General features: G+C 41.1%; 16 protein-coding genes and 1 tRNA gene. 14 read left to right on the top strand and 3 right to left on the bottom strand.

The window, feature by feature from the left end; translation table 11 throughout:
• The first annotated feature begins 8 nt into the window (after positions 1-8).
• Complete coding sequence (locus HDC92_RS15425; RefSeq protein ID WP_015808987.1) at positions 9-548, top strand: DUF4199 domain-containing protein; 540 nt, start codon at positions 9-11, stop codon at positions 546-548.
• 51 nt (positions 549-599) lie between these two features.
• Here the strand turns inward: HDC92_RS15425 and HDC92_RS15430 are convergent, their stop codons facing one another.
• Positions 600-2,717, bottom strand: coding sequence for an ATP-binding protein (locus HDC92_RS15430; protein WP_183875774.1), 2,118 nt, complete (start codon positions 2,715-2,717; stop codon positions 600-602).
• 228 nt (positions 2,718-2,945) lie between these two features.
• Here HDC92_RS15430 and HDC92_RS15435 point away from each other — a divergent pair, with 228 nt between their 5' ends.
• The 13 genes from HDC92_RS15435 (at position 2,946) to HDC92_RS15495 (ending at position 18,019) form a co-directional block, all read left to right on the top strand.
• Positions 2,946-3,902 (top strand): glycosyltransferase family 2 protein, encoded by a 957-nt coding sequence (locus HDC92_RS15435; RefSeq protein ID WP_183875776.1) that lies wholly within the window; start codon positions 2,946-2,948, stop codon positions 3,900-3,902.
• A 3-nt stretch (positions 3,903-3,905) separates the two neighbouring features.
• Positions 3,906-4,874, top strand: coding sequence for a glycosyltransferase (locus HDC92_RS15440; RefSeq protein WP_015808984.1), 969 nt, complete (start codon positions 3,906-3,908; stop codon positions 4,872-4,874).
• A complete protein-coding gene (locus tag HDC92_RS15445; RefSeq protein WP_015808983.1) occupies positions 4,871-5,656 on the top strand; it encodes a hypothetical protein in 786 nt (261 codons plus the stop codon). The genes HDC92_RS15440 and HDC92_RS15445 overlap by 4 nt, the downstream gene beginning before the upstream one ends.
• A 6-nt stretch (positions 5,657-5,662) precedes the next feature.
• Complete coding sequence (locus HDC92_RS15450; protein ID WP_183875778.1) at positions 5,663-7,195, top strand: GH3 auxin-responsive promoter family protein; 1,533 nt, start codon at positions 5,663-5,665, stop codon at positions 7,193-7,195.
• Positions 7,192-8,343: a 1-deoxy-D-xylulose-5-phosphate reductoisomerase gene (locus tag HDC92_RS15455; RefSeq protein WP_183875780.1), complete on the top strand. Its 1,152-nt coding sequence runs from the start codon at positions 7,192-7,194 to the stop codon at positions 8,341-8,343. The genes HDC92_RS15450 and HDC92_RS15455 overlap by 4 nt, the downstream gene beginning before the upstream one ends.
• Before the next feature lie 36 nt (positions 8,344-8,379).
• Entirely contained in the window at positions 8,380-9,714 is a 1,335-nt protein-coding gene (gene rseP, locus HDC92_RS15460) for an RIP metalloprotease RseP (protein WP_183875782.1), read from the top strand.
• 3 nt (positions 9,715-9,717) lie between these two features.
• Positions 9,718-10,254, top strand: a complete 537-nt coding sequence (gene hscB / locus HDC92_RS15465) for a Fe-S protein assembly co-chaperone HscB (protein WP_183875784.1) — start codon at positions 9,718-9,720, stop codon at positions 10,252-10,254.
• Positions 10,255-10,363: 109 nt separating this feature from the next.
• Positions 10,364-10,939: an RNA polymerase sigma factor gene (locus HDC92_RS15470; protein ID WP_183875786.1), complete on the top strand. Its 576-nt coding sequence runs from the start codon at positions 10,364-10,366 to the stop codon at positions 10,937-10,939.
• 112 nt (positions 10,940-11,051) lie between these two features.
• A complete protein-coding gene (locus HDC92_RS15475) occupies positions 11,052-12,191 on the top strand; it encodes a FecR family protein (RefSeq protein ID WP_183875788.1) in 1,140 nt (379 codons plus the stop codon).
• Between the two features lie 202 nt (positions 12,192-12,393).
• Positions 12,394-15,726, top strand: coding sequence for a TonB-dependent receptor (locus tag HDC92_RS15480; protein ID WP_183875790.1), 3,333 nt, complete (start codon positions 12,394-12,396; stop codon positions 15,724-15,726).
• Positions 15,727-15,737: 11 nt separating this feature from the next.
• Positions 15,738-17,477 carry a RagB/SusD family nutrient uptake outer membrane protein gene (locus HDC92_RS15485; protein ID WP_183875792.1) on the top strand — a complete coding sequence of 580 codons (1,740 nt, stop codon included), beginning with the start codon at positions 15,738-15,740 and terminating at the stop codon, positions 17,475-17,477.
• Between the two features lie 117 nt (positions 17,478-17,594).
• Complete coding sequence (locus HDC92_RS15490; protein WP_015808974.1) at positions 17,595-17,894, top strand: DUF3817 domain-containing protein; 300 nt, start codon at positions 17,595-17,597, stop codon at positions 17,892-17,894.
• 45 nt (positions 17,895-17,939) lie between these two features.
• A tRNA-Leu gene (locus HDC92_RS15495) sits at positions 17,940-18,019 on the top strand.
• A gap of 195 nt (positions 18,020-18,214) precedes the next feature.
• Here HDC92_RS15495 and HDC92_RS15500 read toward each other — a convergent pair.
• Complete coding sequence (locus HDC92_RS15500) at positions 18,215-20,125, bottom strand: PAS domain-containing protein (RefSeq protein WP_183875794.1); 1,911 nt, start codon at positions 20,123-20,125, stop codon at positions 18,215-18,217.
• Between the two features lie 342 nt (positions 20,126-20,467).
• Positions 20,468-21,412 carry a homoserine O-acetyltransferase MetA gene (gene metA / locus HDC92_RS15505; RefSeq protein WP_183875796.1) on the bottom strand — a complete coding sequence of 315 codons (945 nt, stop codon included), beginning with the start codon at positions 21,410-21,412 and terminating at the stop codon, positions 20,468-20,470.
• Positions 21,413-21,502 lie beyond the last annotated feature (90 nt).

Genomic DNA, 21,502 nt, shown 5'->3' on the forward strand with positions numbered 1-21,502 from the left:
TTACCGAAATGCAAGAAAAAAATGTTGAAACGGCAAAAACGCCCAATGCGCTGGCTTTTAAAAGTGCACTGGCTTATGCAATTTACTTTCTGATACTGATCTATATATTTAAAGCGGCTGGAATTGACCAGAACAATCCGGACAGTTCTGTCGCAAATAAACTCGTTTACTCTGTAGCTTCTTATCTTCCGTTTATTCTGGCCATTATATATGTGCAAACCAATTATAAAAAGGAATTAGGAAATTATATTTCCTTTAAAACTGCATTTTCTGCTGGTTTTAAAGTTGCTGCTTATGCCGGTTTATTTATTGCTGTAGTACTGATGTTTTATTATAAAGTTCTTGATCCTGCTGCTTATGAGCGTTTGATAGAAAGTGCCCGGACAGCTGCAGGTGGGGATACAGAAAAATTAAGAGGAGTAGAGATGATGAAGTCGTATATGGTATTTTTTATTGGTTTTGGTGCAGCCATTACCTATACCATAATGGGTTTGATAACCAGCCTCATCGGTGCTGTCATTATTAAAAATGAGGTACCGGTACGATAAATAATGCAAATTATTATGGAAGCCTTCTTTCTGTTTCGAAAGGGGGCTTTTTTATGTTTTTAAGGCCTTAACCAGTTGGGCAATTAATTCCGTTTCGATGAAAGGTTTACCCACCAGCCCTGAAAACCCCTGTTTTAAAAGTAACTGCTCATCAGCAGGTTCAGAAGTTCCGCTAATCACAATGACCGGCAGCTGGTTTAATGGTTTAGCTAATGCACGGATGGCCGATAAAAGCTGTTTGCCATCCAATTCTGGCATCTGAAGATCTGTAAGTACCAGGTCGACGGGGTGTTTGTTAATGATTTCCAATGCTGCTCTGCCATTCGAAGCCTGTTGAAATTTAACATTCCATTTGGCCATCATTACTTTAAGGAACATTAGGTTCAGCTCATTGTCATCAACGGCAAGGATATTAAGCCCGTTAAGCAGGGATATCGGATCTTGCACCTGCCGGTCTGCAGCGATTTCATTTTTCTTGTATGGAATAAAAAAACTAAATGTGGTTCCCGTGCCTGAAATGCTTTTTACGCTGATTTTGCCACCCTGCATTTCTACCAGCTGTTTACAGATAAATAAACCTAGGCCGGTTCCTATTTGTCCTTTAGAAGAACTGGTCTGATAATATTTGGAAAACAGGTTTACCTGCTGTTCTGCACTGATACCTTCACCAGTATCTGTTACATCAACCTGCAGCATAGTGGTTTCTCCGGTAAGGAGTTCAGCGTTTAGGGTAATTCCACCTTTGTTCGTATATTTTATGGCATTGCTGAGCAGGTTGACCAGTATTTGTTTAAGTCGGAAACTATCGCCAAGTACCAGAGCTTCTTTGTTACCTTTAAAATGATACTGAAAGCCAAGTTGCTTTTTTGCAGCACTATAGCTCATGCTTTCCATCACCTGGTTGATGATATAATCCGGATTGAAAGGATCGCATTCTATCTTCAGGTCGCTGTTTTCCATTTTACCTGCATCCAGGGTGTCGTTCAATGTGCGCAGGAGCATATCAGAAGAACTTTTGATGGATTCGAGCATTTCTGTCTGCCGTTCGGACAGGTTGGTTTTGCCAAAGATGTATAGAAAACCTTTTATAGCTGTAAGTGGGTTACGGATTTCATGGCTCATATTGAGTAGCAGGTCCATTTTTTGCTGGGCAATTTTTACGGCCCTTTCATTTTCGCCACGTAGTAGCAGTTCAGCCCTGTTGAGCTGAGTGATAAATAAAATAAGGAGTATGGCAAACAGAATGATCAGGCATAGCGCGGCTAAGTAAAATTTATTGAGCAAAGTGCTGGTCTGCTGATAATTTTTAAGGGCCATGGTTTTGAGGTCGCTGGCCATATTGTAATTAATTTCCTTCAGATCAGTCACAATACGTTCCAGTTCATTACTGATGTGCGCATTTAAGGTGATCAGTTCACGCTGCATGCTCAGCAGCTTAAGGTAATGGGCCTGCAGTTGCTTCAGTTTTTTAACATTTTCCGTTTTTTGTACAGCTATAATTTCTTTTAAGGTGTTTTCTATAGTGTTGGTGCTGTTGTTGTGACTAATCTCCAATATTTTTCCATCATTGTTTTTATTGGAAATGGCATCTTTTAGCCGGCCAAACAATCCTTTTCGTTCTACCGGCACCACTTTGCTAACGGTATCTGTATTGGCTTTAACCTTTTTCTCGCTGGTTTTTATCCTATTGGTAATAACGGGTGCATTTTTTTCGTCGGCACGGGTATTGAACTCCGCATACGCAGTTAACAGAGAATCGAAATTACGTTTAAGGCCCACCAGCCGGTCAGATAACTGTATTTTTTTTTGGTACCATTGTCTAACCTGAATGGCTTGTACATCACTTAGCTGACTGGTATCTGCATGTATTTTTAATAAAGTATCAATTTTATTAAATACAAGGCCTAGTTTAAACTTATAATCGGAAGTTTTTGGCCCATTAATGTGGGCAAGGGATTGCTGAAAATCGTCTTCTGCCTGATGGAGCAACTGTAATGTTTCTTCCGGATTCAGTTGCAGGTTAATGTTTGCAGCCAGCTCAGCAGTTTCAGCCAGTTGCCTCGTAATGTTGTTGCGTACAAAAAGAGCAGCTATAGCAAGAACAATCACTATGGTGAGGAATGTCAGGATGATCTTCCTGGCCAGGAGTCTGGTGTAATTCGGCTTCATTTGGGCTGTAAAAATAGGAAAAATAAGCTGGTATGGCAAATAAGGTATAAAAGCCGGTTAGGATAGCAGGCGTTGATAATACTGGAAGAAATCATTAAGATTGCTGAATATGGTGATGGTATTTGCTACTTGTACCAAACGTGACCGTTGACATTTTTCATCAAAAAAATAGAATGCTTGAACAATTTCTCTAAGTTTGCATTTGGTTTTTAGCGTTTACAAGCACACATGGATATTTCTGTTACCATCCCCCTATACAATGAAGAGGAGTCTTTGCCCGAGTTAACCGCGTGGATAGCCAAGGTAATGCAGGAAAATAACTTTTCTTATGAAATTCTTTTTGTGGATGATGGAAGTACAGATTCATCATGGGCCGTTATTGAAGCACTGAAAAAGGAATACGATGCGGTAAGAGCCATTAAATTTAGAAGGAACTACGGTAAGTCTGCCGGCCTTAATGTGGCTTTTGAAGCTGCCCGGGGTGATGTAGTGATCACTATGGATGCGGACCTGCAGGACAGTCCGGATGAGATTCCGGAATTGTATCGCAGGATAAAGGAAGAAAAATTTGACCTGGTATCCGGCTGGAAGAAAAAACGGTACGATCCGCTGAGTAAAACCATTCCTACTAAAATATACAATGCGGCAACCCGGGGAATGTCGGGCATTCACAACCTGCACGATTTTAACTGCGGATTAAAAGCTTACCGGAAGGAAGTTGTAAAAAATATAGAAGTATATGGTGAGATGCACCGCTATATACCTGTTATTGCAAAATGGGCCGGTTTTACCAAAATCGGAGAGCAGGTTGTAGAGCACAGATCACGCAAATATGGGGTAACCAAATTTGGCATGAGCCGGTTTATCAATGGGCTGCTGGACCTTTTGTCGATATTTTTTGTAGGTAAATTTGGAAAACGCCCAATGCATTTTTTTGGCACAATGGGGGTGCTGAGCTTTTTGATCGGCACATTTCTCGCCATCTGGTTGATTGGCGTGAAATTATACCACATTTCAAATGGGATCCCGCTAAAACGGGATGTCACAGACCAGCCCTTGTTTTATATCGCACTGGTTGCAATAATATTGGGTTCCCAATTGTTTTTAACAGGTTTTGTGGCAGAACTGGTTTCCAGAAGTGCCCCTGAGCGAAACCATTACCTGGTTGAAAAGGAGATCGGCTAACCCATGTTTTTTTCGATCATTATACCTCTTTATAACCGTCCCCAGGAAATAGATGAACTGTTAAACACCCTGGTCCATCAAACCTATACCCAGTTTGAGGTTTTGGTAATAGAAGATGGTTCTGTAAATGATGCCAGGGCTGTTGTCGCGAAATATGCCAATAAACTGGACCTAAGATATTTCTTTAAGCCCAACGAAGGGCAGGGCTTCACCCGAAATTATGGTTTCGAAAGAGCTAAAGGCGATTTTTTTGTTGTTTTTGATTCAGATTGCCTTATTCCGGAAAATTACCTGGAAGTGGTGCGGGACTATTTATATGAACATCAGCTGGATGCTTATGGCGGGCCCGATGCGGCGCATGATAGCTTTACACCTGTACAAAAGGCTATCAGTTATGCCATGACTTCACCTTTCACAACTGGAGGGATCCGTGGCAATAAAAAACATATCGGTCAGTTCCACCCCCGTAGTTTTAACATGGGCGTATCACGAGAGGTATGGGAAAAGGTAGGCGGATTTATACTGACCCGCTTGGGTGAGGATATCGAATACAGTATCAGGATCCATGAAAATGGTTTTAAAATAGGATTGATACCGGGGGCCAGGGTGTATCATAAAAGACGCACCAGCTTTGTACAGTTCTATAAGCAACTCCATTTTTTTGGCAGGGCAAGGATAAATATTTATAAACATTTTCCGGCAGAGCTGAAGCTGGTCCATTTTTTTCCCGCTGTTTTTACCTGTGGCGTAATATTTACCCTATTGATGAATATATTTTATTGGCCTTTAGCGTATTTATGTAACTTTATATTGTTAATCTACCTGATGTTGATATTTTTTCACTCCTGGCAGGTTAATAAATCGTTAAAGGTTGCATTTTTGAGTATTATTGCTGCGTTTATACAACTAACAGCTTATGGCTTAGGTTTTATGCAGGATTTTATTAAAAGAGTAGTATTTAGACAACAATGATTGAGTTTTTAAAGGAAAGTACATTTGCTGTAAATGAAACAATTGGCAAGGCATGGGCAGTAACCAAAAGAAATTACTTTTCTATCGCAACGCTTTGCTTTTTGATGTTCATTACTTCCAATGCATCGGGTTTAATGGCATTTTTTCTGAAGGATGTGAATAAGGGGCTAAGTGTGTTGATGGCCTTCTTTTTTGTCATGTTCTATTTTACCATCAACCTTTCTCTTTTTAAATACATTTTCCACCTGCTGGATGATGAATTTAATGTGAGCATTGTAAATACCATTCCTACCAGGAGACAGATCATCCGTTTTTTGGTGGCCATGTTATATTTTATGCTGTGTATTATAGGGGTTTATTCAATTGTGATCCTGATCGCGTTTCCTTTTATTTATACAGGCATCAGAATGGAGATCATCACAAACATTGCAATTTCTGTAGGGATTATCGCTATATTCATTACCTGGATCAGAATTTCCTTTTTTCCTTTTTTTATCATTGATAAAAACCTCCCCCCATTTTTATCCATTAAATTTAGTCTGGCAACCACTAAAGGAAATTTTACCAAGATCTTGTTGCTGTTGCTGGTATTGGGTGGCTTTCATGTGTTGTACTTGTTTTTTAGTTACCTGAAATGGCCGGTTATAGCTTTCTTTATTAATGTTTTGAGTTCTTTTATCATTGTTCCGTTATCCAGTGTGGCCTTAACTATTGCTTACAGGAAAATGATGAGTGAATATAAAGGAGAAGGCGAGCCTGACATTATTCATAATATAGTTTAATATATTATGGGATTAAAAGCTGCATTGAGCAAGCCATTTGCTGCCTTTGTAATTAAAGGCATCAACAGATGGAAAAAAAACGCTATAAAAGCACAAGAGGATACCCTTCTTAAAATTGTTGGTGCTGCAAAAAACACTGCTTTTGGCAAAGACCATAAATTTGCTGGGATAAAGGATTATGCAGATTTTAAAAAGCAGGTTCCCATAAGGGATTATGAAGAACTGAGGCCTTATATAGACAGGGTAGTTGCCGGAGAAAAGGATGTGATGTGGAAGGGCAAACCACAGTATTTTGCCAAAACATCCGGAACAACATCGGGTATAAAATACATCCCCATTTCAAAAGAATCTATGCCGGAACACATTAAAGCAGCGCGAAATGCGTTGTTGACCTATGTGCATGAAACCGGAAATGTGCGGTTTATTGATGGCAAGATGATCTTTTTACAGGGTAGCCCTGTAATGACCAAAAAGAATGGTATAAATGTAGGCCGCTTGTCGGGTATTGTGGCCAATCTTGTTCCTGCTTATTTGCAGAAAAACCGCCTTCCTTCTTATCAGACCAATTGCATCGAGGACTGGGAGGAAAAGGTGGATGCCATAGTGGGGGAAACGATCCATCAGGATATGACCCTGATCTCCGGAATTCCGCCATGGGTACAGATGTATTTTGACCGGCTGGCTGCGCGCTCCGGTGGTAAAAAGATCAAAGACATTTTTCCGAATTTTGAACTGTTTGTTTATGGTGGGGTAAATTTTGAGCCTTATCGTGCCAAAATTGAAGCAAGCATCGGACGTAAAATTGATGCTATTGAAACTTATCCGGCATCGGAAGGTTTTATTGCTTATCAGGACAAGCAGGACGATAAAGGCCTGCTGCTGCTGGCAGATGCAGGCATGTTCTACGAATTTATCCCTGCAGATGAGTTTTATAATGACCATCCCAGCCGTTTAAGCCTTGCCGGGGTAGAAATAGGTGTAAATTATGTACTGATCTTGAATACAAATGCCGGTCTTTGGGGCTATGTGATTGGCGATACTGTGAAATTTGTATCAAAAGATCCTTATAAAATTGTGGTAACAGGCAGGATCAAACATTTTATCTCGGCTTTTGGTGAGCATGTGATTGGTGAGGAAGTAGAGCATGCCTTACTTTCAGTTGCCAATGAAGAGGGAGTAGGCATTACCGAATTTACAGTTGCCCCCCAGGTAAATACCCCTAAAGGAGAACTTCCTTATCATGAGTGGTTTGTAGAGTTTGCCAGCTTCCCTGAAGACATGGCCGCTTTTAGTAAAAAGGTAGACGAAGCCCTTCAGAAAAAGAATATTTATTATTTTGACCTGATTGAAGGGAAAATATTGCAACCTTTGATCATCCGGTCTTTGCAAAAAGATGCTTTTGTGCGCTATATGAAGGCGCAGGGAAAGCTAGGTGGACAAAATAAAGTTCCGCGCCTGGCCAATGACAGGAAGATTGCGGATGACTTAAGTAGTTTTATAACTCGTCCTGAAGACGAAGAACAGAGGAGAATTAATTGAAAAATATATCCATTTTAGGTGCTACGGGTTCTGTAGGTACACAGGCTTTAGAAGTAATCGGGAGTAATCCTGACCTGTACAAAGTTTTGGCACTTACTGCCCAGTCCAACACTGATTTATTGATTGAGCAGGGCTTAAAGTTTAATCCGGTACTGGTGGTAATTACTGATGAAAGCAAATATGCAAAAGTAAAAGCTGCACTTTCTGGTACAGGTATTAAAGTGCTGGCTGGTGAGGAAGCACTTTGCGAAGCTGCAGCATTAGATGAGGTACACCTGGTGCTTACCGCTCTCGTAGGATCAGTAGGTTTAAGACCTACAATTGAAGCCATCAATGCAGGAAAGGATATCGCATTAGCCAACAAAGAGACTTTGGTAGTGGCGGGCGACCTGATTACACGTCTGGCAAAAGAAAAAGGAGTGAAGATTGTGCCCGTAGATTCGGAGCATTCCGCTATCTTCCAATGCCTGGTTGGCGAAAATAACCATACGGTCGAAAAAATATATCTTACCGCTTCCGGGGGGCCATTCAGAGGGAAAGATCATTCTTTTTTAATGGGGGTTACCAAGGCCGAAGCACTAAAACATCCCAACTGGGTAATGGGTGCAAAGATTACAATTGATTCAGCTTCGCTGATGAACAAGGGACTGGAAGTGATAGAAGCCAAATGGCTGTTTGGACTGGAAGCAGATCAGATTGATGTGATTGTACACCCCCAATCTATTGTGCATTCACTGGTACAGTTTAACGATGGATCGATGAAGGCACAGATGGGTTTACCTGATATGAAACTGCCAATCCATTATGCGCTTGCTTATCCCGACAGAATAAGCAGCAATTTTAAGCGTTTTAACTTTATTGATTATCCTGAACTGAACTTTTACCAGGCAGACTCAAAGACATTCAGAAACCTGGACCTGGCTTATACTGCGCTGCGGAAGGGGGGCAATATGCCCTGCATTATTAATGCGGCCAATGAAGTGGTAGTGGGTGCATTTTTACAGGACAGGATAGGGTTTTTACAAATGAGTGATGTAATTGAGGTCTGTATGGATAATATTGGTTTTATTGAGAGCCCCAGCCTGAATAATTATTTAGAAACAGATCAGTATACCCGTATATTAGCAGACCAATTAGTAACAAAATAGAATTTTAGCATCTAAACAGAACATTAAAATAAAAATATGAGTGGATTGATTATGGCGGCCCAGTTACTTCTGGGATTATCAATATTGGTAATTTTACATGAGTTGGGACATTTTTTGGCGGCACGTGCCTTTGGGATTAAAGTAGAGAAATTCTACCTGTTCTTTGATGCATGGGGTGTTAAGCTGTTTAGCTTTAAAAAGGGCGATTGTGAATATGGCATTGGCTGGCTGCCATTGGGTGGCTATGTGAAGATCGCAGGGATGATAGACGAATCTATGGATACCGAGCAGATGCAACAGCCGGCACAACCCTGGGAGTTTAGATCAAAACCTGCCTGGCAGCGCCTCATTGTAATGCTTGGTGGTGTATTTGTAAATATAGTGGTTGGTATTTTTATTTTCTGGATGCTGACCTTTAAATATGGCGAAACTTATATTGCCAATAGTTCTGTTGTGAGCGGGATAAACCCTGGCAGTATAGGTAAAGAGATCGGTCTGCAAAAAGGAGATCGGGTAATTGCTGTAAATGGCAATAAAGTAATTCGTTTTGAAGAGCTGATCAGTTCAAAAGTTTTACTGGGCAATACCAACCTTACGGTAGTGCGTGGCAATAAAACCATTGATATTAAAGTGCCCGACAACATATTGAACAAAGTTTCTGACTTAGGTATTGAGGCATTTATCAGCCGTAAACCGTTGCTTACTGCAACTATCGACAGTGTGCCCCCGGGCTTGCCAGCTGATAAGGCCGGCTTAAAAGCTGGCGACAGGATCGTATCTGTACACAGCAAACCTGTAAAATATGATGAAGATGTTAAGGAAGAGCTCACAAAATATAAAGGCAAGACAGTAGATTTTAAAATAAACAGAAGCGGGCAATTGCTGGATGTGAATGTAGCGTTGGATACTGCAGGAAAAATGGGCCTTTTCTTTAATGCCGATGAGATCAAAGAAGAAACGCTCAAATATGGTTTTTTTGCGGCTTTACCCGTAGGTATTGATCAGGCATGGAAAACTTTTAGCGACAATGCAAAAGGGATATGGAAGGTAATTACAGGGAAAATCAAACCCAATAAGGCTTTTTCAGGCCCGGTAGAGATTGCACGTAAAGTTTATGGTGGCGAGTGGATATGGGCTAGGTTCTGGGCTTCTACAGGCTTTATATCTATTGCACTGGCATTTATGAATTTATTGCCTATCCCGGCTTTAGATGGGGGTCATGTGGTATTCCTGATCATCGAAATGATCAAAGGAAAACCCCTGGGCGATAAATTTATGGAGCGTGCACAGATTGTAGGTTTTGTAATGCTGCTGTCGCTGATGGTATTTGTGCTCGGGAATGATATCTTTAAAGCTTTCTTTAAGCATTAGTGCATGACAGACTATTTTAGCTTTTATGGCCTGCCACTGAGCTTTAATCCGGATGTAACTGTTGTAAAACAGCAATTCTATGCGTTGAGCAAAAAATACCATCCGGATTTTTACATCAATGAAAGTGAAGAAAAGCAGGCAGAGGTATTGGAACTGAGTACCATCAACAATAAAGCTTATCAGGTATTGAGCGATCCGCAAAAACGCCTGCAGTATATACTGGAGTTAAAAGGGCTTTTAAAGGAGGGCGAGAACTATATCCTGCCGCAAAGTTTTTTAATAGAAATGATGGAGGTCAATGAAACGCTTATGGACCTGCAGTTTGATCCCGACCCCCTTAAGCTGGCTTCCTTAACCAAAGAAGTCGACCTGGTTGAAAAGGCCATTGCTGACGACATTTTAAAGCAGACCGTCGCTTTTGAAACACTGGATGCTGAGGAACAGGAGCGGGTACTTGTCCTAATCAAAGACCTGTATTACCGGAATAAATATTTAATCCGTATCAGGGAAAGCATCGCGAAAGCAGCAGCAGATCATTAAGTTTGAATGTCAATATGTTTTTTTGTTTAAATTTTGGTTAAGTTATAAACTTAATGTTATATTTATTCTTACGATTCGGTAACGTACCCATGCTATCAAATGGAATGATATGACCAGCCTTGACGAAAAAAAAATACTTGAGGAATTGAACGCCGGAAACTACCAGGCCTTTACAGTCCTGTATGAAAAATACTGGGAAACACTTTTCCTTTATGTTCAGCGGATTATCCATAATGAAAGCGAAGCAAAAGACATTATTCAGGATACTTTTTTAACCATCTGGAACCTGAAAGGGAAGCTGGGGCACGTCCATTCCTTTAAAGCTTATGCTTTAACCATTGCTGGCCGTAAAGCACTCCGTCATATTCGTAACCACGCACACAAAACCGAACTGATAGATGGTTTTATAACTTTTCTAAAAGATCATGAACCGAATGCATTAGATCAGCTCATCAAAAATGAGCTGGCAGTATTTGTAAATCAGGAAATTGATAAAATGCCTGAAAGAATGCGGGAAACCTATAAAAAAAGTAGGGAGGAAGGTTTGTCTAACCGCGAAATTGCTGCTTTGATGGAGGTGAGCGACCAGACCGTTAAAAAACAGATCAATTATTCTTTAAGGCACTTGCGCCTCGGGCTTTCCAAATTCCATGTATTGTTTATCTTTTGCTTTTTATTTCAGTAAAAATATTTTTTTTAAAAAAGGTATACCCCCAAACTCCATAAAAAGACTCTTTAATGAAATTACGTTCCGTTAGACAAGAAATGGAAAGATTGTCTCATTAAAGAAGATCAATATGAATAAGGAGAGCATAAATGCACTCATAGAGAAATATTTGAATGGCACAAGCAGTCGGGAAGAGACTGCCTGGGTTGAACAGTGGCTGGATGAACGTTCCAGGCAAAGTGGCTGGAACTGGAAGGATGAAGTACATAAAAAAGAAGTCCGGAAAGAGATCTTTGATAAGATAGAGGATAAGATCGGTGCTGCCAAACCCCTTAAGCAGAAATGGCTGATGCCGGTTTACCAGCTAACTGCTGCGGCTGCGTTGCTCCTTACTTTGGCAATTGGCTGGTGGTTTTTGCCGGGGCACAAAGAAAATAAAGTGCTGCAGACTTCTGTTAAGGCTGTAAAACCAGGTACAAAGGCAGCTACTCTGCAACTGGGAAGCGGAGAAGTGATTGATCTGGACGATCAGGCAGCAGGTATACTGGGGCATTCAGGCGATGTAAAAATCAGTAAAATAGCGGGCGGACTCATTCAGTATAATGCTGGGAATAACCTCTCTACTGCTAAAATAGTAGAAAATACACTTTCTATTCCAAGGGGCGGACAGTACCAGATTACACTTTCAGATGGGACCAATGTTTGGTTAAATTCAGAAACCAAACTGTTTTATCCTAACCGGTTTACAGGTAAGGAAAGAAGGGTGAGGATTGTTGGTGAAGCTTATTTTGATGTTGCAAAAAATGTGAACCTGCCCTTTGTGGTAGAAAGTGAGGGTATGGATATTCGCGTTACCGGTACGGAGTTTAATATTTCTGCCTATAAAGCTGCAGAAACTGCAACAACTTTAATTGAAGGTAGTGTAGAGGTCAGTCACCAGGGCAACAGGTATATGAACCTGGTTCCCGGAGAACAGGCTTACCGAAAATCGGAAACCGAGATGAAGAAACTTAAGGTAGATGTAAATAACGCTATTTCCTGGAAAAAAGGATATTTTTCTTTCGACTACCTGAGCCTGGAAGAAGTGATGAATGAAATTTCCCGTTGGTACGACATTGATTATAAGATCATCGGAAAGCCTAAGAATCAGGATAAATTGGGGGGTACCTTTTCAAGGGAGAAAAGCATAGATGAGTTATTGGCCTATATAGAACAATTGGTTAATGTGAAAATTGTAAGAAAAGAAAGGAGCGTTACCATTATGTATTAGAAGCTTACTTAAAAAACAAAAGCCTTTTGTGTTGCTGCACATCAGGCTTCTGAAAATGTTCTGAGAACATTTTTAGGCTTAATAAACGTCGTTATTCATTTTTTTAAACCATATACAAATGTATGAAAATTTTAGGGTAAGCGCCCCAGCTTTCTGGCAGCGCTATTTAAAACAGCTTATGATGTTAAAGCTAATGTTATTAATGAGTTTGGTATTTGCTTTTTCTGCAAATGCCAATCACGCATTGGCCCAAAGGGCCAGTCTCAATGTAACGCAAAAATCGCTTAAAGAAGTGTTTAGGCTACTCAAAGAGCAAACAGATGTCGATTTTCTTTTTACAGAAAGCCAGCTAAAAAATGCCCATCCTGTTAGTATTAGCGTAAAGCAAAAAGGACTGAAAGAAATTTTGGCACTCTGTTTTGAAGGGCAGGGCCTGAGCTATGTACTAAATGGCAATACGGTGATCGTAAAAAAAGAGAACAACAGTCCTGTCCTGGTCAATATCCAGCAGCGTACCATTACAGGTATCGTAACAGATGAAAAGGGAACTTCCATACCTGGTGTAAATATCGAAGTAAAAGGTACCGGCAAACGGGCAGTAACCAACAGCGACGGGAAGTATTCCATCAGCATTGATAAAGACAATGCGGTGCTTGTGTTTAGCTATATGGGCATGGCTACCCAGGAAGTAGCTGTTGCCAGCCGCAATGTTGTTAATGTGGAGCTTAAAGCAGAATCTGCTGATTTGAGCGAGGTGGTGGTGGTAGGTTACGGCACGCAGAAAAAAGTAAACCTGACCGGTGCAGTAGCTTCCATTGACATTGCTAAAGTTGCCGATTCCAGGCCAATTACCAATGTTTCTTCTTTACTTACCGGACTTGCACCAGGCTTGTACGTGAAATCAGGAAATGCAGATCCGGGTGGCAATGCCTCACTACTCATCAGAGGCCAGGGAACACTGAACAATTCTGCCCCTTTGGTGATCATTGATGGAGTGGAAGGCGACATTTCGAGAGTCTCACCTCAGGACATTTCTTCTGTTTCGGTATTGAAAGATGCTTCTTCAGCTGCAATTTATGGCTCCCGGGCAGCTAATGGTGTATTGTTGATTACCACCAAGCAAGGTGTAAAAGGTAAATTTTCCATCAGTTATGATGGTTATGCCACCATGCAGTCAGTAGGACACCTGATGCCATTGGTAGACAACAGTGTACGGTATATGGAACTGCTGAATGAAGCTGCAAAAAATTCGGCTGTAGCACCGGTATTTACCGAAGCAAACATCCAGAAATGGCGTGACAATGCAGGTGGCGATCCACTGCTTTGGCCAAATACCAATTGGGCAGATGGCCTTTTCAGAGACGTAACAGCCGTAAACCATAATGTTTCGGTATCGGGAGGTACAGATAAGCTCACTTCATTTATGTCATTCAATTATGCCAATAATCCTGGAATGATAGAAAATACCGGCTTTCAACGGTACAGCCTCCGGTCTAATACCCAGTTACAGGCTACAAGCTGGTTAAAAGTAGGTATGAATTTAAACGGAACTTATTCTACAAAGGATAGGGGAAGTCAGCAATTGGAAGGTATGTTCATCAACTCCATTCTTGCCGTACCAACCGTAGTTCCAAGACATCCGGATGGCAGGTATGGCGGAACCAATAATTCGGAAGAAAACTCTGTTGCACTGTCGCCTATTTTTTATGTGAACCAGGTTAAAGGGACTAATAAAACGAATACCCTTGTCAGCCGGTTTTATGTAAACGTAAATCCTATGGAGGGGCTTAACGTCAATGCTTCTTATAACTATAACTTGTTTGACAATAAAATTACTACAATTCCTACGCAAAACGACCGCTGGAATTTCCAGACCAATACCATTCTGGTACCTGGTGCGGTAGCTTTATATGTTCAGAAACAGGACATCAACAATGTCAGGAACTTTATGGATTTTGATGCATCCTATGAAAAAACGTTGGATAAGCTGAACATGAAATTAATGGTTGGCGGAAGTCAGGAAAGGTATCTTGCTGAAAACCTTGCGGTAACCAAACAAGGGCTTATCGATGAGAACCTTACGCAACTTAACGGGGCTACCGGCGTGGCCACAGCAACCGGTACATTGGATGGAGACTGGGCCATGCATTCCTATTTTGCAAGGTTGAATATGGCCTGGGATTCCAAATACCTATTGGAACTGAACATCAGAAGAGATGGATCTTCCAGGTTTACGCAGGCCAACCGCTGGGGAAATTTTCCTTCAGCTTCTATAGGATGGAGAATTTCCGAAGAGGAATTTATGAAATCGCTGAAATCAACCTGGTTAAATGATTTAAAATTCAGGGCCTCATATGGTGCTTTAGGTAACAATGCAGTGGGCGATTACGAGTCTATTTCTGTGTTGTCGTCTGTCCTGTATTCTTTTAACAATGCGCCGGTAAATGGTTTTTATCAAACCAGGTTCCCTAACCTCGGTTTATCCTGGGAATCTACCTATGTAACCAATTTGGGACTTGATTTTAGTCTTTTTAGCAACCGTTTGTCGGGTAATCTGGATGCCTACAATAAACTCACCAAAAACATATTGATCAGCTTGCCTGCCCCATTGGTTAATGGTACCATTTCTATACCGCCGCAAAACAGTGCCGAAGTACAAAACAGGGGAATAGAGCTGGGCTTAAACTGGAAAGATAAAATTGGCGAAGTAGGTTATTTTGTAGGTACTAATTTCACCTTTAATGCAAATAAGGTACTCAAATTTAAAGGAAGTGAATATTCGCTTTCGGGAACTTCAATGATTAAGGAAGGATTACCTATCAATACCCAGTACGTTTTACTGGTAGATAGAATCATACAGACGCCAGAGGATGTACAATGGGTAGCAGACAGAATTGCCAATGCCCCCTTTGATCCGAATGATCCTGAAACAGATCCAACCAAGAAGAGAAGGCTCAATGCTTTTCCGTATGGAAAACCCGAACTTGGAGATTTCCTGTTTAAAGATGTAAACGGCGATGGAATTGTAGATGATAACGACAGGGCCAATGTAGGGAAAGGGTCTAATCCGCAGTTTTTCTATAGCTTCACTTTAGGGGCCAATTATAAAGGCTTCGATTTTTCAGCAATGATTGATGGAGTAGGCGGAATAAAAACCTATTTTCAAAATGATTATTACAACCCCGTGCTGAGGTGGTCCCGCATCATAAATCAGGAAATAGCAGATGGAAGATGGTATCCTGGGCGCACTACAACGGCTACCTATCCAAGGTTGCTGCTAAACGACAACAGAAATACCCGCTCCAGCGACTTTTGGGTACAGGATATGTCTTTCCTGAAGATCAGGAATATTCAATTGGGCTATTCATTACAATCTAATGTATTGTCAAAACTCAAAGCTTCAAAGATCCGTTTTTATGCCACACTTGAAAATTATTTCACCTTTACCAAGTATAAAGGTTTAGATCCGGAAGTTTCCGGCATGGCTTATCCGAACGTAAAACAAGCTGTTTTTGGAATGAATTTAACTTTTTAATAATAAAACAGATGAAAAAGAATATATATCTACTGGCAATTTTACTTGGCCTGACAGCAGTATTGCCTGGCTGTTATAAGCTGGATGTGGCTCCTCAGGATAAATTGAATACCGATCTGTTCTGGAAAACCCCTGCACAGGCTCGTCAGGGGATTGCAGCAGTTTATGCAGCCCTGAATTTAAGTCAGACTTACAATAAGTTTTTTGGTATGGATTGCCTTTCCGATATTGGCATTGGCTATGATGATGCCGGGTATGGAGAAATCAGTAACGGCTCCTGGTCTTCCCGTACCGGCTATGTAACAGACAGGTGGTCTAACAGTTACGAGGGCGTTGCCAGAGCCAACAAAGCAATCAGAAGCATTGCTGCATCTTCACTCGATGATGCATTGAAATCGCAGATCACGGCAGAGGCAAAGTTTCTGCGCGCTTTATTTTATAATTTCCTGCTCACCCATTTTGACGGCGTCCCTTTGTATGACGAAACTACCGATTACGACAAAGATTACATGGAGCTTAAAAAGCCAAGAGCAACTGCTCAGGAAACCAGGAACTTTATTTTAAAGGATTTAACAGATGCTATTAATGTACTTCCTGCCAAACAGGCCCCGGCCGAGAATGGCAGGGCCACTAAAGGTGCAGCTTATGCACTCAGGGGAAAGGTTTATTTATACAATAAACAATACGATCTGGCCGCTAAGGATTTTGAAGAAATTGTGCTTGATCCGAGTGGTAAAGGTTATGGATACCAGTTGTATCCAGACTATGCAGGCTTGTTTCTACCAGGGGGAGATGAGAGCAGTGAAATGATCTTTGCCATCCAAACCTATTCTGAAGTGGGCTTTCTTGCCGGTATGCCTTATGCCCATTATATGGGCTCCAATGCAACTTTAGGCACCAGCTGGAATAATGTGATGCCTTCTGTTGAGCTGGTGGACAGCTATGAGACCAAAGATGGCCATCCTTTTAACTGGGACAATTATATTCCAGGTTATAATGGCAGCAATACCGTTAGGGAAGAAACATTGAAGGCTACCTTATCTGCTGATTTTAAGACCGTAGCAGCTTATCCTAAAAACAAGGCCAAATTGCTGGCCATGTACGAAGACAGGGACCCGAGGATGAAGCAGACCATTATTTTGCCTTATACCAATTACCTTGGCTTTATAGGTAATGCCAATAAGATGACGGAGTTTGTTTACAATCCAAACGTGGCTACTGTAAACGGCTTTATCGTCATCAACAGGTATAAAAGCAATTATCTGTACCTGTTCAGAAAATTTGTACCTGAAGGAGATATGGGCGGCAAATTACCACCGAACAATAGGGACCATGTGCCTATTAATTTTCCGATCATCAGATATGCCGATGTATTGCTGATGCTGGCCGAATGTTACAATGAGGCCGGAAATATAAATGATGCAGTAAAATACATCAATATGGTACGTAAAAGACCATCTACCAATATGCCTGGTATCAACAGCGGACCGGCCTGGCTTGAAGCAAGAGACCACGATGCTGTATTTAAGCGGATCATGCAGGAACGTGCAGTAGAGTTTCCTGCAGAGGGTTTAAGGTATTACGACCTCATCAGGTGGAAACTGGCAAAAGGTTTAATGAATAAGGATGTAAAGGATGCCTTAGGCAATAAGCTTTATACTGCCAAATTTGAGGATAAACATTATTTGTGGCCAATTCCTGGAGTTGAAAGGGACAGGAACCCTAGTCTTGTTCCAAATTTAGGCTGGTAAATTCCGGCAGTTAACCATGGTTTTTCCAGGTTTAAACTTGTTAAAACATTGTAAAAAAGCGCCTTTGGCCTTTTTTACAATGTTTATTTGAGGTATTTTCGGCATCAAATCAATTGTATGAATACATTATCTATTTTTAGAAAAGTTGCCGTAGCCGAAGGAATTTCTTATGTATTGCTGGTATTTATTGCCATGCCTTTAAAATATTGGGCAGAAATGCCCCTGGCAGTTAAATATACAGGCTGGGCGCATGGTGTGCTGTTTATGATGTATGTGGTACTGTTAATTATGGCCTGGATGGAATACAAATGGAGTTTTAAGAAATCGGCGCTAATTGGTGTAGCTTCACTACTTCCTTTTGCTCCTTTCTGGGTAGATAAAAAGCTTAAAGAAGATAATTCAAATAAATCTTGGTAATTAGTTATTCAATTTATACATTTGCAACCCGCTAATCAAGCAAATGCCCAGCTGGCGGAATTGGTAGACGCGCTGGTCTCAAACACCTGTGGGAAACCGTGCCGGTTCGACTCCGGCGCTGGGTACTAATCGGATTTATCTCCGAATATCGAAAGGATTGCTCCCGAAAGAGCAATCCTTTGTCTTTGAGGGTCAGCAGGCTATGCTCGAATGTCCTATAAATGAAAGGTGTTCTAAACGCACCCATCCATTACGCGGCCAATTTGGAGCGAAATAAAGAGGTTACTTTATTTGAAATACACAGTCAGAAGATAAACACACTATTCCACCTGCTTAAATAATGAATTACGCTTATCAACCAGCGAAGAAAAATCAATATTCAGCGAATTAATTTGTCGTTTCTGTTCGTACACCCGGTTTAATTCTATCATAAACTTATCCAGTTCTTTAGCGACTGGATGCAATTGACGGGCGAAATACAATAATTCCTCATGATCAAGATCGCCTTCGTTGATGATTGAAGTAATGCCCAACATGGAGGAAATCGGTCTACGCAAGACATGAGAGATATCGAACAGGATCTGTTCAGACGAAGCGATGTAGTCGACCAGGGTTGTAATGTCTCGGGTTGCGCCGTACCAGACGACCTTACCCTGCTCGTTTTTTTCGGGAACGGCCTGCAGCCAGCGCCACCGTATTCTATCATTGACGACAATCCGGTATTGAAAGCTTATTGGGGCTTCCGACTGGTAAGCCTCTTTCATCTTTTCATGAAGAAGGGCCCGGTCGCTTTCATGCCAAACTTCCAGTACTTTGTTCCCATCGCGCGAAATATCTTCCAGACTGGTGGTGTAATTAAAATCCTCATTACCGCGGTTAACGAAAAGTATATTTGGTTTGCCGCTTTCTTCTATTTCAAACATATAGGTATTCCCAGGAACCTGGCTGGTGATTTTTTTAATCAGTCGTTCACTTTCCATTATCTTTTCCTCTGCTTTTACACGCTCTGAAATATCAGTGTGGGTACCCAGGCTAATATTGGTGATGTTGCCATCCTTATCATGCAGCCTCCTGGCTCGCGACCAGATCCAAACCCAATCTCCATTTTTATGCCGCATCCGGAAAAAGCTCTCATATAATTCTGTGGTTCCCTCCAATAAAAATTTATCGAAAATTTCAACTGCACGTTCGCGGTCATCAGGGTGGAGGCGGTCAACCCATGACTTGCCTTCAGTGTCTTCCCAAACACCGTCAGGCTTCTCTATTCCGAGCATAGCGAAATATTGTGCGCTGTACCATACTTGGTTGGTATCAACATTATATTCCCACGCGCCAGTATTTGAAACGGCAATTATAGCCTTATAGCGTTCCTCGCTGGCCCGTATTTGCTCCAGAGCATTCTTCTTTCGTGTAATGTCACGGTTGATGGACATATACTGATAGACTTTTCCTTCTTCATTCAAAAACGGAACAATAGTAGTATCCACCCAATAGAAAGAGCCGTCCTTGGCCTTATTGCAAAATTCGCCTCTATAAGACTTTCCTTCCTGCATAGCAGATACGAGCCCTTCGAAATACTCTGCAGGATGCTCACCCGACCATAGCAGGCTATGAGACTGGCCCAATAATTCAGCGGCGCCGTATTTACTGATCTTACAGAAATTCTCGTTTACAAAGGTAAAGTGGCCATCCACATCTGTAATACTTACAATGGAAGAAATATCTAACGCATACTTATAATCTTTGAGTTCCTTTTCCCGCCCACCAAGGTCATAGACCGTTTTGTCTTTAATAATTTCCGCATCTTTACGCCTTATAATTTCCTTTTGTAAGCTTATTAAACTGTTGCGCATGTGATTGACCGCATAATATTGCAATACCAGGATGGTACCAAAAGGGATAATAGCGCTAAACCAGCGGCTGATAGGGTCATGTTCAACTGCAGCAATTGGTAAAAGGCCTTTTATTTCTAGATAAGCTAACCCAAAGTCTGCAACGATGGTCGATAAACCGATGGCCAACCCGCCCCTGCGACCCAGTAAAAATCCGGCAGTGAGTATAACACTTGTTTGCGATAGAATACCGGGTGCAAAAATCCCACCTGCCGTGTAACAGTGAATGGTAATGTACAGCCACAACATGATGGTAAACGACCAGCTGGCCTCTCGGCTACGCCGGAAATAGTTTAGGCTAAGATTAAAAGCAGCAATAAAAAACATAACTCCTATCAACAGTAGCCAACGGTACCACAGGTCTGGAAAATAAAACAGCTCTATAATAGTGACTATTGCCGTTGTCAAAAACCAGACGAGGGTCAAAGCATAAACCATATAACTTTGATATTCGGTCTCTTTTTTAGGCGTGCTTAAGATATTGTTCATATAAAGAGACTTAAGATGAATACAGGTGTTTGGAGAAAAGGAAACTATCTTGCTTTCCTTAATCTTAAATAAATATAAATAAGTCTGTTAAATAATTAAGTAAAATTATTTGTGGTGGTCGTTCCTGCATGTCAGAGATCAAAGACCAGATATTATTTAGCCATAGAAATCATCAAGTGTTTGATAAGATAGCTAACTATTTTGAACAATCTCTCCCAATTTACCCACGTCCTCCAGATTATAAGGTGTTTCCTGGTAAACAAAGTAGTTGAGCCAATTATTGAAGAGTAAATTCGCATGGCTTGTCCAACATACCAATGGCGCATTCTCTGGATCATTATCCCGGTAATAGTTTTTCGGTACAGGTACATCAAGACCTTTATTCCGGTCTCTTACATATTCCTCATGAAGGGTTAGGGGAGCGTATTCTGAGTGACCAGTAAGATAAAATTCACGCCCGCCCCGGGAAAATACAATGGCTACCCCTGCATCCGAAGATTCTGACAGGATACGAAGATCTTCCTTATCAGTCAAATCCGATTTCAATATTGTGGTATGTCTGCTATGAGGAATAAAGAACTCGTCGTCAAAGCCTCTTAACAGGGAATGCCCCTTTTCATTGGCAGTATGCTTGAAAACCCCGGATAATTTTTCCTTTAATGGCTTTTTTTCTACCCCATAAAAATGATAGAGCGCAGCCTGAGCCGCCCAGCAAATATAGAGCGTTGAGGTAACGTGTTTTCTGGCCCAGTCAAAGATTTGAGTGATCTCATTCCAATAGCTTACTTCCTCAAACTCCAGCATTTCTACAGGAGCGCCGGTAATGATCAAACCATCATAAAAGTTTCCCTTTATTTCGCCAAAACCTTTATAAAACATTTCCAGATGTTCTTCAGATATATTTTTAGAAGTGTGGGAATCGAGTCTTAAAAATTCAACTTCAACCTGTAAAGGATTGTTGGATAATAAACGTACAAAATCTGTTTCAGCAGATATTTTAAGAGGCATCAGGTTAAGGATAAGCACACGCATTGGGCGAATATCCTGAGTATCTGCTCTCAGATCACTCATAACAAATATATTTTCCTTCTTTAAAAGCTCAATCGCTGGCAAATTATTCGGAATCTTAACTGGCATTTATCATCCCCCTTATTCTTATATAATCGCCAAAAATAAGAATAATACCATTGAAATTCTAAACTAAGGAGGCATCTGTGACTGTCATAT

This window comes from Pedobacter sp. AK017, from assembly GCF_014200825.1.
Taxonomy (GTDB): Bacteria; Bacteroidota; Bacteroidia; order Sphingobacteriales; family Sphingobacteriaceae; genus Pedobacter; species Pedobacter heparinus.

Bases quoted from the DNA above. Each gene is read 5' to 3' on its own strand.
- HDC92_RS15425 (WP_015808987.1), top strand. From the start codon at position 9: ATGCAAGAAAAAAATGTTGAAACGGCAAAAACGCCCAATGCGCTGGCT.
- HDC92_RS15430 (WP_183875774.1), bottom strand. From the start codon at position 2,717: ATGAAGCCGAATTACACCAGACTCCTGGCCAGGAAGATCATCCTGACA.
- HDC92_RS15435 (WP_183875776.1), top strand. From the start codon at position 2,946: ATGGATATTTCTGTTACCATCCCCCTATACAATGAAGAGGAGTCTTTG.
- HDC92_RS15440 (WP_015808984.1), top strand. From the start codon at position 3,906: ATGTTTTTTTCGATCATTATACCTCTTTATAACCGTCCCCAGGAAATA.
- HDC92_RS15445 (WP_015808983.1), top strand. From the start codon at position 4,871: ATGATTGAGTTTTTAAAGGAAAGTACATTTGCTGTAAATGAAACAATT.
- HDC92_RS15450 (WP_183875778.1), top strand. From the start codon at position 5,663: ATGGGATTAAAAGCTGCATTGAGCAAGCCATTTGCTGCCTTTGTAATT.
- rseP (WP_183875782.1), top strand. From the start codon at position 8,380: ATGAGTGGATTGATTATGGCGGCCCAGTTACTTCTGGGATTATCAATA.
- hscB (WP_183875784.1), top strand. From the start codon at position 9,718: ATGACAGACTATTTTAGCTTTTATGGCCTGCCACTGAGCTTTAATCCG.
- HDC92_RS15470 (WP_183875786.1), top strand. From the start codon at position 10,364: ATGACCAGCCTTGACGAAAAAAAAATACTTGAGGAATTGAACGCCGGA.
- HDC92_RS15475 (WP_183875788.1), top strand. From the start codon at position 11,052: ATGAATAAGGAGAGCATAAATGCACTCATAGAGAAATATTTGAATGGC.
- HDC92_RS15480 (WP_183875790.1), top strand. From the start codon at position 12,394: ATGAGTTTGGTATTTGCTTTTTCTGCAAATGCCAATCACGCATTGGCC.
- HDC92_RS15485 (WP_183875792.1), top strand. From the start codon at position 15,738: ATGAAAAAGAATATATATCTACTGGCAATTTTACTTGGCCTGACAGCA.
- HDC92_RS15490 (WP_015808974.1), top strand. From the start codon at position 17,595: ATGAATACATTATCTATTTTTAGAAAAGTTGCCGTAGCCGAAGGAATT.
- metA (WP_183875796.1), bottom strand. From the start codon at position 21,412: ATGCCAGTTAAGATTCCGAATAATTTGCCAGCGATTGAGCTTTTAAAG.